5 protein-coding genes and 2 pseudogenes are annotated in these 14,379 nt (G+C 57.6%); 6 read left to right on the top strand and 1 reads right to left on the bottom strand.

Annotation, left to right across the window (positions count from 1 at the left end; all coding sequences use genetic code 11):
• Window positions 1-60 precede the first annotated feature (60 nt).
• The 3 genes and pseudogenes from BGK68_RS23720 to BGK68_RS27690 all read left to right on the top strand — a co-directional run bounded on the left by BGK68_RS23720 (window position 61) and on the right by BGK68_RS27690 (window position 9,756).
• Complete coding sequence (locus tag BGK68_RS23720; protein ID WP_143433222.1) at window positions 61-1,716, top strand: ShlB/FhaC/HecB family hemolysin secretion/activation protein; 1,656 nt, start codon at window positions 61-63, stop codon at window positions 1,714-1,716.
• 43 nt (window positions 1,717-1,759) lie between these two features.
• Window positions 1,760-8,301 (top strand): annotated as a pseudogene (locus tag BGK68_RS23715) (two-partner secretion domain-containing protein); the annotation flags it as partial.
• A gap of 987 nt (window positions 8,302-9,288) precedes the next feature.
• Window positions 9,289-9,756: a hypothetical protein gene (locus tag BGK68_RS27690; protein ID WP_143433151.1), complete on the top strand. Its 468-nt coding sequence runs from the start codon at window positions 9,289-9,291 to the stop codon at window positions 9,754-9,756.
• A gap of 248 nt (window positions 9,757-10,004) precedes the next feature.
• Here the strand turns inward: BGK68_RS27690 and BGK68_RS28620 are convergent.
• Window positions 10,005-10,136: pseudogene (locus BGK68_RS28620) on the bottom strand (transposase); the annotation flags it as partial.
• Between the two features lie 41 nt (window positions 10,137-10,177).
• Here BGK68_RS28620 and BGK68_RS28730 point away from each other — a divergent pair.
• The 3 genes from BGK68_RS28730 to BGK68_RS28455 are packed head-to-tail and all read left to right on the top strand — an operon-like array spanning window position 10,178 to window position 14,127.
• Window positions 10,178-10,495, top strand: a complete 318-nt coding sequence (locus BGK68_RS28730; protein ID WP_075259092.1) for a DNA/RNA non-specific endonuclease — start codon at window positions 10,178-10,180, stop codon at window positions 10,493-10,495.
• Between the two features lie 12 nt (window positions 10,496-10,507).
• On the top strand, window positions 10,508-10,912 hold the full coding sequence (locus BGK68_RS27685) for an antitoxin YezG family protein (RefSeq protein ID WP_143433150.1): 405 nt from the start codon (window positions 10,508-10,510) through the stop codon (window positions 10,910-10,912).
• Window positions 10,913-10,938: 26 nt separating this feature from the next.
• Window positions 10,939-14,127 (top strand): hemagglutinin repeat-containing protein, encoded by a 3,189-nt coding sequence (locus BGK68_RS28455; RefSeq protein WP_075259091.1) that lies wholly within the window; start codon window positions 10,939-10,941, stop codon window positions 14,125-14,127.
• Window positions 14,128-14,379: the final 252 nt, after the last annotated feature.

Genomic DNA, 14,379 nt, shown 5'->3' with positions numbered 1-14,379 from the left:
CGCCTGCGTGGGAGGGGCAGCTTTTTGCCCATCGTTTTGTGTCTGTGCCTGGCGGGCGTGATGTCCAGCGCCTGGGCGCAGGCCGATCTGTCGACGCAGCAGTTCCAGCGCCAGCAAGAGCGCGAGCGCGAACTGCGCCGCCAGCAGGAGCGCGCTCCCGACGTGCGCCTGCCGGCGCAACCCGGTGCGGCCGCTGAGGCCGTCCCCGCCCAGGAATCACCTTGCTTTGCGGTGCATCGCGTCGTGCTGGATGGCCCCGGCAGCGCGCGCTTCGACTGGCTGCTCGATCTGCCAGAAGCCAATCCCGGCGGGCGCTGCCTGGGCGTGCAGGGGATCAACGCCGTGATGTCGGTCTTGCAAAACGCCATCGTCGCGCGCGGCTACGTCACCACACGCATACTGGCCCAGCCGCAGGATATCGCCAGCGGCGAGCTGCGGCTGACCATCGTGCCGGGGAAGATCCGTGCGATCCGCTTCGCCGACAATGCCGATCCACGCGCCACCCAGTGGAACGCGCTGCCGACATCGCCCGGCGATCTCCTCAATCTGCGCGACATCGAACAAGGACTGGAAAACCTCAAGCGCGTCCCCACCGCCGAGGCCGACATCCAGATCGCCCCCAGCGAAGGCAAGGATGCGGCCCCCGGCGACAGCGACCTGATCATCAGCTACCAGCAGGGTATTCCCATTCGCCTGACCCTGTCGGTGGACGACAGCGGCACCAAGGCCACTGGCAAATACCAGGGCAGCGCCACCGTCTCGCTGGACAACTGGCTCACCCTCAACGATCTCTTCTACATCAGCTTCAGCCACGATCTGGGCGGCGGTGACCCCGGCGCGCGCGGCAGCCAGAGCCAGGTGGTGCATTACTCGCTGCCGCTGGGTTACTGGGCGCTGTCCTTCACCAACAGCAGCAATCGCTATCACCAGGCCGTGGCCGGCATCAACCAGACCTATCTCTACAGCGGCCAGAGCGAGACCAACGAATTGAAACTGAGCCGCCTGGTCTACCGCGACGCCGTGCGCAAGACCACGCTCTCGGTCAAGGGCTTCGTGCGCTCTTCCAGCAACTATGTCGATGACACCGAAGTGCAGGTGCAGCGCCGTCGCGTGGCCGGTTGGGAGATGGGGCTGGCGCATCGCGAATTCATCGGCGAGGGAACCCTGGATCTGGCCCTGGCCTACAAACGCGGCACCGGCGCCTTCGACGCCATGGCTGCGCCCGAGGAAGCCTTTGGCGAGGGTACTTCGCGCTTCCGTCTCATGACCGCCGACCTCAACCTCAACGCCCCCTTTGCCTTGCCCATGCCCTGGGGCCAACAGGCCATGCGCTACACCCTGGGCGCGCGCGCCCAATGGAACCGCACGCCCCTGACCCCGCAAGACAAGTTTTCGCTCGGCGGGCGCTACACCGTGCGCGGCTTAGATGGCGAGAACAACCTGCTGGCCGAGCGCGGCTGGTATGTGCGCAATGAACTGGCCGCCGCCCTGGGCGCGAGCAAGCAAGAGATCTATGCCGGCCTGGACTATGGCGAAGTCGGCGGTCCCTCCACGGAGCTGCTGGTCGGACGCCGCCTGGCCGGCGCAGTACTGGGCCTGCGCGGTGCGCTGGGTCGCACCAATTACGAAGTCTTCGCCGGCGTACCGATTTCCCAGCCAGACCGATTCAAGACCTCCCCCCTCACCGCCGGCATGAGTCTGATGTGGTCTTTCTGACCGGCCAGCCCCCGCGCCTGAACGACAACAAGAAAGCAAAATCATGAACCAGCTTTGCTATCGCATCATCTTCAACAAGACCCGTGGCCTGTTGATGGCCGTGGCCGAAACCACCCGCGCCTGCGCCGGCAAGCGCGCCGTGGGCAGCCGCCCAGGCGTGGCCCCCGGCGGCCTGCCCATGGCGCGCCTGAGCTGGATCGGACTGGCCGTGCTGCTGGCCACAGGCGCGCTCGTGACGACGATGCCGCGCGCCTATGCCCAGATCATCGCCGACCCCAACGCGCCGCGCGCGCAACAGCCGGTGGTGGTCAATACCGCCAATGGCATTCCCCAGGTCAACATCCAGACGCCCAGCGCGGCGGGCGTTTCGCGCAATACCTATAGCCAGTTCGACGTCAACCGCGCCGGCGCGATCCTCAACAATTCCCGCAGCGACATGCAGACCCAGCTGGGTGGATGGGTCCAGCGCAATCCCAACCTCGCCAACGGCACGGCGCGGGTGATCCTCAACGAAGTCAATTCCAGCAATCCCAGCATGTTGCGCGGTTTTGTGGAAGTGGCGGGTGACCGCGCCCAGGTGATCATCGCCAATCCCTCGGGCGTGACCTGCGACGGCTGCGGTTTCATCAACGCCAGCCGCAGCACCCTCACCACCGGCACGCCCATCATCAACAATGGCAGCCTGGACGGTTATCTGGTGCGCGGTGGCGTGGTGAGCATCGAGGGCAATGGCCTCAATGACAGCCAGTCCAATTTCACCGACCTCATCGCCCGCGCCGCCAAGATCAATGCCGGCATCTGGAGCAAGGAGCTGAAAGTCACCGTCGGCGCCAACCAGGTCAATGCCGACAACACCACAGTGACCGCCGTGAGCGCGGACCAAGCCAAGCCGCAATTCGGCATCGACGTCGCGCAGCTGGGCGGGATGTACGCCAACAAGATCGTGCTGGTCGGCACCGAGGCCGGGGTCGGCGTGCGCAATGCCGGCACCATCGGCGCAGCCGCTGGCGAGCTCACGCTGACAGCAGCGGGTCGGATCGAGAACAGCGGCTCCCTGGCCGCCACGGCGTCCCTGGGCGTACGTGCAACGGGGCAGGGCGCCGATATCGTCAACAGCGGCAGCGTTTCTTCCTCGGCCGCCGCGGTCAAGCTGCAGGCAGATGGGGACATCAACAGCAGCAATGCGATCAACGCACAGAGCGGGGTGACGCTCACCGCCGCCAGCCTGCAGAACAGCGGCGCCATCGGCGCGGCTACCGGCAATGTCGCGGTGGATACGCATGGCGCGATCAACAACAGCGGCAAGGTGCAGGCGGCGGGCGATATCTCGATCAGCGCAACCCAGCCTCAGGGCAACGCCGCCGCAGACATCAGCAATACCGGCAACATCGAGGCCGCTGGCCAGTTGGCGCTGACAGCCGATGGCATGTTACGTAACGATGGCAGCATCACCGCGCAGTCCATCCGTGCCGGGGTACAGGGGCTGCGCAACAACGGCAGCATCGGCACGCGCAGCAACGCCGCCTTTACGCTGCAACAAGGATTGGTCCAAGGCGCCAACGGGCGGCTCAGCGCAGTGAGTGACCTCAATCTCAACATGCAGGGCGACTACGACAACGCAGGTCGCGTGCAAGCCAATACCCTCACGCTGAGCGCCGCCAATATCGGCAATCGCAGCGGCGCAGCATTGCAGGCGGCAGACGTCACGCTCACCGCACTCAATCGCCTCGACAACGCCGGCGAGATCAGTGCGAACCGGCAACTCAACATTACCGCCGACAGCATCCTCAACAGCGCGACCATCCTTGGCAAGGATGTCGTGGTCAATGCCAGGACGCTGGAAAACACCGGCGCCAACGCCCTGCTGGGAGCGGGCAACGGCATGTCGCTCTGGCTGACCGAGATGCTGGCCAACCGGGGCAAGGCCATCATCTACAGCAGCGCCGACATGGCCATCGCCGCCAACGGCGTGCGGGACGCCAATGGGCTGGTCAACAACACGGCGCAGATCGTCAACGAAGATTCGGTGGTCGAAGCTGGCGGCAATCTCGACATTGCGGCCACCAACATCATCAACCGCCGAAGCAACGTCTCGGTCAATGGCGTGACGACAGTGGATGAGCGCCATACCTTGACGATTCCGTCGTGGTGGCATGCCGGGCCGAATCCTCCCTATTACGATCCCAACTCGTCGAACTACAGTGCCTATGAGTTCCATTACGTCAATCCCGCCGACGTTCTGGAAAACGGTACTTTCATTACGCCCGACGGTTACGTCATCGGTCGCGCTGTCATTCGTACCCATGCCAACGACACCGTCCTGATGCGTGATACCGGGGCGGGTTGGGGCGCATTTGGCAGCATTCGTCGCCTCACTGCAACGGAAGGTACGCGGGTACTCTATTACTTGACTCAGTCGGACGGTATTGGTAATCCCGATAAGGTGGCTGGTGGCGACGATCTGCGCAATACCGGCGGCGTCAGTGTGCAATGGAATTCATTGCCAAGCTATTCCAATCAATATGGCTCATGTACCACCGATTGCATCAGGTTTAAGGTCGAGTACACCTATACGGATCCCAACACGACCTTGCTGAGAAGTCGTCAAAATGTTCTTGCGCCGGAACTGACCGCCTACGAACGCGTACGCTACGCCCACCACGTCGCCGTAGAAGACCAGCTCGCCCCCGGTGCGGGCGTGGCTGCAGAAATCCGCGCCGGCGGCAATGCCCGCATCAACCTGGGCCAATCCCTGCAGAACCAGTTCAGCAATATCGTCGTCACCGGCGCGCTCACGCTGGGCGGCGCCGGGGCCGACATCACCAACACCGGCCAGACCTTGTACCGTCGCCACACCTTCGACGGGACTTACGTCACCACAGGCGGACTGACGCTCGGCTTTTCCAATCCCAGCATTTCCGAAGTGATCGGCACCACCCAAGGCGCCATCGTCGGCAAGCAAGGCGTCACCATCACCGCGCGCAATTTCAGCAATGCCGACATCGCCGCCGGTAGCGCCGCCAACATCCGTAGCGACGTCATCCTCACCACCGGCAGCGGCCAGTCAGTAGGCAGCGCGCTCAATGACGCCAGCGCGCGCCCTGGCGCAACGGCTCCCGACGCGCCTGTTCCTGTCCGACCCAACCCCATGTTCGTCCCCGCCACCAGCGGCAACTACCTGCTGGAGACACGCACGCAGTTCACCGACCGCCGCACCTGGCTCAGTAGCGACTACCTGCTCACCGCGCTCAATGTCGATCCCTCCACCACCCAGAAACGCCTGGGCGACGGCTTCTACGAGCAGCGCATGGTGCGCGAGCAGATGGCGCAACTGACAGGACGGCCCAGTGGCAGCTTTAACGACGACTCCCAATACCAGAAGCTGCTGAGCAGTGCCGTAAGCGTGGCGCAAAGCTGGAACCTGCGTCCGGGCGTCGCCTTGACGCCGGACCAGGTCAGCCACCTGACCAGCGACATCGTCTGGCTGGAAACGCAGAAGGTCGTCCTGCCCGATGGACGCACCGAAGAGGTCCTGGTACCCAAGCTCTATCTGGCCCATATTGACAAGGACGCCCTCAAGAACAGCGGCGCCCTGGTCAGCGGCGACAACATCACCATCCAGGCCGAGAACATCACCAACAAGGGCGGCTTCATCGATGGTCGCGCCAGTGGCACAGGCCGCACCGTACTGGTGGCGTCCAACGATATCGCCAATCTGGGTGGCGGCATCAGCGGTGATGAGGTCGTGATCAGCGCCGGCCGGAACGTGCGCAACGAAACGCTCACCACCACCGAGAGCTATAACAACGGCCAGACCAGGGGCAGCTATACCTCCCTGTCGAACCAGGGCAGCATTGCCGCCGGCAAGAACCTGACCATCACCGCTGGCGCAGACATCACCAACCTCGGCGCGACGCTGGCCAGTGGCCGTTCCGGAGACGCCGCCGCCGGCAAGCTCTCCATGAGCGCGGGCCGCGATATCAATCTCGGCACTGTCAAGACTGGCAGCAGCTACGACGCCAACTTCAGCGGCTACCTTGGCCGCGCACAGAGTGTTACCAGCGTGGGATCGACTGTCAACGCGGGCGGCGACCTGACCATGGTGGCGCAGCGCGACCTGAGCTTGACTGCCGCGCAGGTGGCCATCGGTACGAATGGCAGCGGCAACGGCTCGCTGATGGCAGGGCGCGCCGTGAGCATCGGCGCAGCGCTGGACAAGGCCGAGTCCGAGATCAGCCACACCGCCTCCAAGTCCTACACCCAGGCGAATGACGAAAGCGTTACGGTGAGAGGCAGCAACATCAACGCCAGCGGTGGCGTGAGCATCAAGGCCGGCCTGACGGAGAAAGCCGATGTGAAGGTGGCCGCTAGCAGTATCACTGCTGGAAAGGCGCTGGAGGTCGCGGCCACTGGCGACATCAACGTCATCTCCGAAGAGTCGTACCAAAGCCACAGCGAATACGCAAAAAGCACCTCACGCGGCCTGCTCTCCAGCACCACGCGCACCAGCTATGGCAAGCGCGCCTACACCAACGCCGTCGGCAGCACCCTGAGCGGCGACACGACCGTGCTGCAAGCGGGCAAGGACATGAGCATTGTCGGCAGCAACGTCGTATCGAGCGCCGGGACTTCGCTGGTGGCGGCCAACAACATCACAGTCGCCTCCGCCAGTGACAAGTTCGAATCCGCCGAGGGCAGCAACAAGAAGAGCAGCGGTCTGTTGAGCGGAGGGGGATTGGGTTTCACCATCGGCACGCGCGAGCTGGATAACAAGAACACCAACGTCAGGACCACCGCTGTATCGTCCAATGTGGGCAGCATTGATGGCAATGTCTCGATCAAGGCGGGCAATGCCTATACGCAAAGTGGCAGCAATGTGCTTGCGCCGAAGGGCGATATTGATGTGGTGGCCAAGCAGATCAGTATTCTGGCCGCGGCTGAGAGCGAGCGCAGCACGCAGGATATGGTCTTCAAGCAAAGCGGCCTGACGATACAGATCACCAGCCCGGTGTTGTCAGCAATTCAGACGGCGCAGCAGATGGCGCAGGCGGCCAAGAGCACCTCGGGCGGACGGATGCAGTTGCTGGCAGCGGCCAATATCGGCTTTGCGGGCAAGAATGCAGTGGATGCTGTCCGGACTGGCCAAGGATTTGCGGTCGATGGCAAAGACAATCCGCAAGTCCGCACCAATGCCCTCGATGAAAAAGGTAATCTCAAACTCGGCGCCGACGGCAACCCCGAGACCCGCGACGCCACAGCAGCCGACAAGGCTGGCGGTATCAACCTGGCCATCAGCGTAGGCGCGAGCAAGAGCGAGAACCACAGCCAATCCAGCGCCAGCACCGCACGCGGCTCCACGCTCAATGCGGGCGGCAACATCAGCCTGGCAGCGCAGGGTGAGCATCTCGGCGGGGATGGGGCGGATGAGCGGCAGCCTCAACCTGGCGCGCAGCAGTGTGGATGGGAATTACGCCAGTGTGAATGAGCAATCCGGGGTCAAGGCTGGGGACGATGGATTCCAGATCAATGTGGCGGGCAATACGGACCTGAAGGGGGCGAAGATTGCTAGCACTGATAAGGCTGCTGCTGATGGGAAGAATAGCCTGACGACTGAGACGCTGACGCAATCCGATATCAAGAACCGCAGCGACTTCAAGGCTGAGAGCCAGAGCATGGGTGTTGGTACGAATCTGATGGGTACCGCGCTGGGACTTGCTGGAAGCGCGCTTGGGATGGGGAATGTCAGCGGTAGCGATAGCAGCACGACCCGGAGCGGGATCAGTCAGGCTGATATCAAGATCACTGATGATGCGGCCCAGCAGGCCAAGACAGGGAAGACTGCTGAACAGACCATTGCGAGCATCAATGCTGATGTGAGCAGTGAGCGTGATACCAGTGGAAAGATAGCTAAGACGTGGAATGGTCAGGCCTTGCAGGCTGATGTTGAGGCGCAGGCGCAGATTACGCAGGCGTTTGGGCAGCAGGCTTCGAAGCTGATTGGCGACTATGCTAAGGAGCAAGAGAATAGGGCGGTAGATTTACGCGCGCAGGCAAAAGCCGCGACTGATCCCGAGGTTGCAAAGGGGCTGAATGATCAGGCCAGCGCCATCGAAAGTAATTGGGGGCCGAATGGAACGATGCGTGTGCTGGCGCACAGCGTTGTTGGTGGACTGACAGGAGGGATCTCAGGTGCGGCAGGGGCTGCTGCTGGTACCTTGACGGCGCCCGCAGTGAGCGATGCCTTGAAAGCTGCGGGCATTGATGGCGCTTTGGCGAAGGCGTTGACGGGGTTGTCGAGCACCTTGGTGGGAACGGCTGTTGGCGGTACTGCGGGTGGGGCGGCGGCCTATAACGAAGTCAATAACAATTATTTGAGACACGTCGAATCGGAACGCATTAGAGCACTGGCAAAAAAGAAGGAGCTGGGTGAATGTGATGCGAATTGCGAACAAGAGATGTCTGATCTTAGAGCACTTGATGTTGCTCGCGACCGCACTCTGGCCAACTGCGTGGGAGTAAGTAGCGCTGAATGTGATAAGGCTCGTAATCTCGTTCGTATCGCAGCGGCTGAGTATATTCGTAACGGTGAAATATTAAATACACGCGGGTCCTACTACGGATTGCAATATTCCAAGACCACCGAGCTCGCTTATGACACTATCGATGGAAAAGCGACGGGCATGTGGCAATCGGTGAAGGACATGTTTGTTGGGCTCTATGATTTCATGGCTCTTGGCTATAACGCGAAGAATGGTGATCCAGAGGCTATCAGGCAACTCGTCGCGAACAGTAAGGCCATCACAGAGTTCCTGAGCGATGCTAACAATCTTCCATATTTGATCGGCTTCATGACTCCCGCACAGAGGGAGGTCTTTGCGAAGGCAGTTGAAAATAACGATGGGAAAACCGTCGGTAAGATGCTGACAGATCAGACGGTGGCGTTTGTCGGAACGTTATCTACTGTAGGAGATGTGGCTAAGCTTGCTACGCTTGGCGGAACTGCGCTTAGAGATGCAATGATCAGCGCCAGGAATTCTAGGGCAGGGGTTGCAGCAAGTGTGAATGAATTGGCTCAGAATGGGCAAGGCTTATTTTCTAATGTGTCGCGCACACCTTATACGCCAAAAGATCAATTGCTTGGGCAGGCATACGATTTCTCATGTGTGGCGGCCAGCTGCATAATGGCGGCGAACCTTGCCAATACCCCTGAAGCATATGTTCGCCAGGCGATACTGACTGATACAGGTGGAACGCTACTTTCAAATATTCCGAATGGGCTCAATCAACTGGGGTTCACTGGAACGGCTAAATATTCAACGCTGCTTACAGCACAGTCAATTTCTGAGGCAACAAGTAATGGCGCTTCAGTGATAATTAATGTAAAAACAGAATCAGGAGGCATTCACGCTATTGTTGTGGATTCCATCAAGAATGGTGTGGCAAATATTCGTGATCCTTGGCCAATAGGAACTGGATCAAGCTACGGCGTGCCAGTTGATTCTTTGGGTTCTGTTCTTACGGGAACGGGCGTTATTATTCATCCTTGATCTAATAGTTAGCAGTGGAGTTTCTATGCAGCAAAAATGTGATTTGTACCTATGTGATCCTACACAATCGGATCGGCTTAAATTCATCACGCTGTTTGATAATAACTTTCTTTTCGAAAGCGAGAGAGCTTACGTTGGCTATTTAGGTATCAGTGTCGATAGAGTCAAGCTTGTATCTGTTGTAACTGATCTGAGAAAGAATGGAATTGCCTGTTTTAGTGCACCAGTCATTTATAGGCAGCAAGGAAAATTGTCTCAAGAATCTGCTGCCGCGTTGGCACGCGAATTTTGTAAATCTCTTGGGGGCTCTGTTGTGCCCTTGGGACGGAAATCGGCAACTTGCCCACCCGTATATTGGGTTTTTGACTTGATATACGAGGACATTGAGGAAGAAAAAGCAGGCGGTATCATGATGATTGACCGGATCGATGGCCATTTGTGGACTCAGTCTGAAAACGAGGTGTACATGTATGACTTTAACAATGTGCTGTAATAGCGTCGAAGTGTGATAGATGTTTAGTAAATACTGAAGGCGTGAACAATCCCGGTATGAAAATATGCCTAAAAGTCCCGCGCCCAAGTTTCATCCCAGAGGGGATATAAATCGGTAAAGCTTTATGGCTGCAATAAGCCATTCTGAAGAAGTTCGCTGCCACCAAGCTCTCCATGAGCGCAGGCCGCGACATCAATCTGGGCACTGTCAAGACCGGCAGCACCTATGACGCCAACTTCAGTGGTTAATTTGTTTCTCCAGCGGTAAAAGGTCTGCTCCGTAATGTTGTGGCGCTTGCACAGATCTACCGTCGCAATCTCTTTGCTCTCTGCTTCTCGCAAGATGCTGATGATCTGTTCGTCCGTAAATCGCTTCTTCATTGAGTTCTCCTTGGCGTTAGCATAAAGAACTCACTTATCCGGTGGCTACAAAATTCGTCTCAGGCCACTACCAGCAACTTTGTGCAGGAAAAAGCGGGTGTCTTGGGGATGATGGTGTACATCTGATTGCGACCAGTCTCGGCGGTGCCGGAGATCGAATCAATCTTGTTCCACAAGCTTCAACTTTGAATCGAGGCGATTGGAGAGCAATGGAAAACTATCTTAGGAGTGAACTTCAGGCGGGAAAGAGTGTGAGTGTTAGCATTGGTGTGGCATATGGTGATGGAGTAAGGCCTAGTGCATTTCTTGTTGAAGCAAAAGTAGATGGGGTTGTTAAGAAATTCCCCTTTAAGCAATAAAAGGAAAATGCCATGAAGGGAAATTTTCATATTGATAATGAAAAAATCTACAAAGAAATTTTTAATATTCTCGCTGAGCTAGCAGTAGAGCCTTGGGACTATATTAAATTAAGTGGGGTTTTGCTTAATGAGAATATAAGTGGAGTTTCTACTATTCAAGAATGTCATTCTGGAGAGAGCGAAAATATATCGACTGAATGGAGGATTTTTGAAATACAAGACCTATTAATACGCCTGAGGGAAAATTTTTTAAGAGAAACTGGACATCGTATTTGGGGTTTTAAATTTGATTTTTCTCGCGATGGTAAATTTGATGTCAAGCTTGACTATGACAAACCTGTCGGCTTTGATGATTCAAGTAACATGATTGGAGGCGATGAAATTAATCAGTCGCTACATGGATTGAAGGCTAAATAGCCAGCGCGTAGGTACCTCAAAAAAACGTGAGGGCCAACAACATCACGGTCGCCTCCGCCAGTGACAAGGTCGAATCCGCCGAGGGCAGCAACAAGAAGAGCAGCGGTCTGTTGAGTAGAGGGGGATTGGGTTTCACCATCGGCACGCGCGAGCTGGATAACAAGAACACCAACGTCAGGACCACCGCCGTATCGTCCAATGTGGGCAGCATTGATGGCAATGTCTCGATCAAGGCGGGCAATGCCTATGCGCAGAGCGGCAGCAATGTGCTTGCGCCGAAGGGCGATATTGATGTGGTGGCCAAGCAGATCAGTATTCTGGCAGCGGCTGAGAGCGAGCGCAGCACGCAGGATATGGTCTTCAAGCAAAGCGGCCTGACGATACAGATCACCAGCCCGGTGTTGTCAGCGATTCAGACGGCGCAGCAGATGGCGCAGGCGGCCAAGAGCACCTCGGGCGGACGGATGCAATTGCTGGCGGCGGCCAATATCGGGTTTGCGGGCAAGAATGCAGTGGATGCTGTCCGGACTGGCCAAGGCTTTGCGGTCGATGGCAAAGACAATCCGCAAGTCCGCACCAATGCCCTCGATGAAAAAGGTAATCTCAAACTCGGCGCCGACGGCAACCCCGAGACCCGCGACGCCACGGCAGCCGACAAGGCCGGCGGCATTAACCTCGCCATCAGCGTAGGTGGGAGCAAGAGCGAGAACCACACCCAGGCCAGCGCCAGCACCGCACGCGGCTCCACGCTCAATGCGGGCGGCAACATCAGCCTGGCAGCGCAGGGTGGCGGCGCCGACAGCAATCTCATCGTGCAGGGCAGCGACATCCGCTCCGGCGCCAACACGCTCCTGAAAGCCGACAACGAAGTGCGCCTGCTGGCAGCACAAAGCACGACCGAACAGAACAGCAGCAACAAGGCGATGTCGGGATCGGTGGGGATATCGATAGGCACCGATGGCTTTCTTGTGAATGCAGGCTTGTCGGGGAGTCGGGGCCGTGGTGACGGAAGTGATGTTGCCCAGGTCAATACGCATGTTGATGCGGGCGACAAGCTCACTATCGCATCAGGTACGGATACCACGATCAAGGGAGCCGTGGCCAGCGGCAAGCAGGTGGTGATCGACGTCGGCACCAGCGGCAGCGGTAATCTCAATATCGAAAGCCTGCAGGACACGAGCACCTACAAGAGCCGCCAGCAAAGCGCAGGGGTGAGCATCTCGGCGGGGATGGGGCGGATGAGCGGCAGCCTCAACCTGGCGCGCAGCAGTGTGGATGGGAATTACGCCAGTGTGAATGAGCAATCTGGGGTCAAGGCTGGGGATGATGGATTCCAGATCAATGTGGCGGGCAATACGGACCTGAAGGGGGCGAAGATTGCTAGCACGGATAAGGCCGCTGCTGATGGGAAGAACAGTCTCACCACCCAAACGCTGACGCAATCGGATATCAAGAACCGCAGCGACTTCAAGGCTGAGAGCCAGAGCGTGGGAGTCGGTACGAATCTGATGGGTACCGCGTTGGGACTTGCTGGCAGCGCGCTTGGGATGGGGAATGTCAGCGGTAGTGATAGCAGCACGACCCGGAGCGGGATCAGCCAGGCCGATATCAAGATTACCGATGATGCGGCCCAGCAGACCAAGACAGGGAAGACGGCTGAACAGACCATTGCGAGCATCAATGCTGATGTGAGCAGTGAGCGTGATACCAGCGGAAAAATTGCTAAGACGTGGAATGGTCAGGCCTTGCAAGCGGATGTTGAGGCGCGGGCGCAGATCATGGAGATGTTTGGGAAGAATGCGGCCAGGGAGATTGGCAACTATGCGACCAAGCAGGTTAATGAGCTTGACGACAAGATATCTGTAGCAAAAACCGACGAAGAGAAGGCCGCGCTGGCGGAGGAACGAACGAAGTGGGTAGAAGGAGGTCTTTATCGGGGCGCATTGCACGCAGCAGCGGGTCTCTTGTCCGGTGGGATTGAGGGTGCGATGGGAGCAGCGGCATCGTCGGTGGCAATGCCCCAATTGGTCAACCTGATCAATGGTACGAGCCTGCCGCTTGCTATTCGTCAAACGCTGGCCCAGGCGACTGCCGCAGCGCTTGGTGGAGTTGTAGGCGGTAATGCGGGATTGATCGCGGGGCTTAATGTCGAAGCCAATAACAGACAGTTGCATCAAACTGAATCAGAGAAGCTAACCGGATTGAAACAAGGAAAGTCGCCGGAAGAACAGCAGCGCCTGAATGCAGCAGCTTGTGCTTTGGTGAGATGTGCAGATGGGGTACCTCAAAGTGACCCGTATTATGGTTTGCTCAAGGGCTTGCAGGAGAAGGGCGCTACCTATCAAGATGAAATGACGGCCTTGCTCAAGACGGGTGAGTTCCTGTATCAGCCTTTTTGGGACGCCGCGCGTGATGCATTGACCAGGAACGGAGAGGTTACGCAGCGTGCTGGCGGAGCAACAGGGATGCTTGCCGGTGCGGTTGGCGTGGTCGGCGGAGGATCGCTAGCCGCTTCGGGGGCGGTGGGATGTGGGCCCACTGCGGGGGCTAGCTGTACCCTTGTTCCATTGGGGGCGTACATCGCAGCAGTGTCGAATGATCAGTTGCACTCGGGCACGCAAGCGGCGTTTGGATCCTACAATTCCAAGGAAGGTAAGCGGGTTGTTGATTCGTTCGATATTGCTACCTATCCTGGAGAGCGCGACCCGCTGATTGAGATTGGGATTGATGCGGGCAAGCTTGGGCTGACGTATCTGCTTGGAAAGTATTTGCCTTCGGCAATGGTTAAGGCGGAGGAGAAGCTAATAACAGCTTCACTTCAAAAGCCAAGCTCTTCAAAATTGGTAATAGACTCAGATAAATTTAAATACATTTTTGGAGAAGTTGACAGTAATCAGCATAATCTGAGCCGGTCAGAGCAAATAATGACCCAGATGAAGCGACTCGGGATCAACAATGATCAGAACGGAAGAAATCAATTAATCGAGCATTTAGAGAAAGTAGTTGCAGCAGAAGGTAATATTGCACGTACCTTCTCAAATCAGTACGGCACATTTGAAGTCCGAGATTCACTATTTATCGGACCATCCGGTCAGGCTGCCAAATTTGAGACAACTTTCCGCGTATTGGACGATGGGACGAGACAGTTTTCAACCTTGATACCCAAAGGCGGGTTACCTAATAACGGAATGGAAAGAAATCCAAGGCAATTCTGATATGAAAAACCATACCTCTATTAAAGATTTAGAGCTGTTTTTTGATCAACCTGTTAGTGAAGTCTTACCTGAAGATGCGACTTGTATTTTTGTTCTAAGACGAAGGGGGATGCAAATAAGAATCGCGGTTAATGAAGCGACTCCCTCATTCAGTACAGTCATGCAGTCGGAGAGTGGCGAAGAGATACGAATGGAGTTTGAGGGCTTAGAGGAACTGTGCATACTGGGTGACAGAGTTGGTCCGTATTTACT

Origin of the sequence: Herbaspirillum camelliae, from assembly GCF_001929405.1 — a bacterium.
GTDB lineage: Bacteria > Pseudomonadota > Gammaproteobacteria > Burkholderiales > Burkholderiaceae_D > Herbaspirillum > Herbaspirillum seropedicae.
Note: the sequence above shows the minus strand (reverse complement) of the source record. Positions and strands in the feature narration are given on the sequence as shown.

What these genes read in the sequence shown, in the direction of transcription:
- BGK68_RS23720 (WP_143433222.1), top strand. Translation starts at nt 61, where the DNA reads ATGTCCAGCGCCTGGGCGCAGGCCGATCTGTCGACGCAGCAGTTCCAG.
- BGK68_RS27685 (WP_143433150.1), top strand. Translation starts at nt 10,508, where the DNA reads ATGAAGGGAAATTTTCATATTGATAATGAAAAAATCTACAAAGAAATT.
- BGK68_RS27690 (WP_143433151.1), top strand. Translation starts at nt 9,289, where the DNA reads ATGCAGCAAAAATGTGATTTGTACCTATGTGATCCTACACAATCGGAT.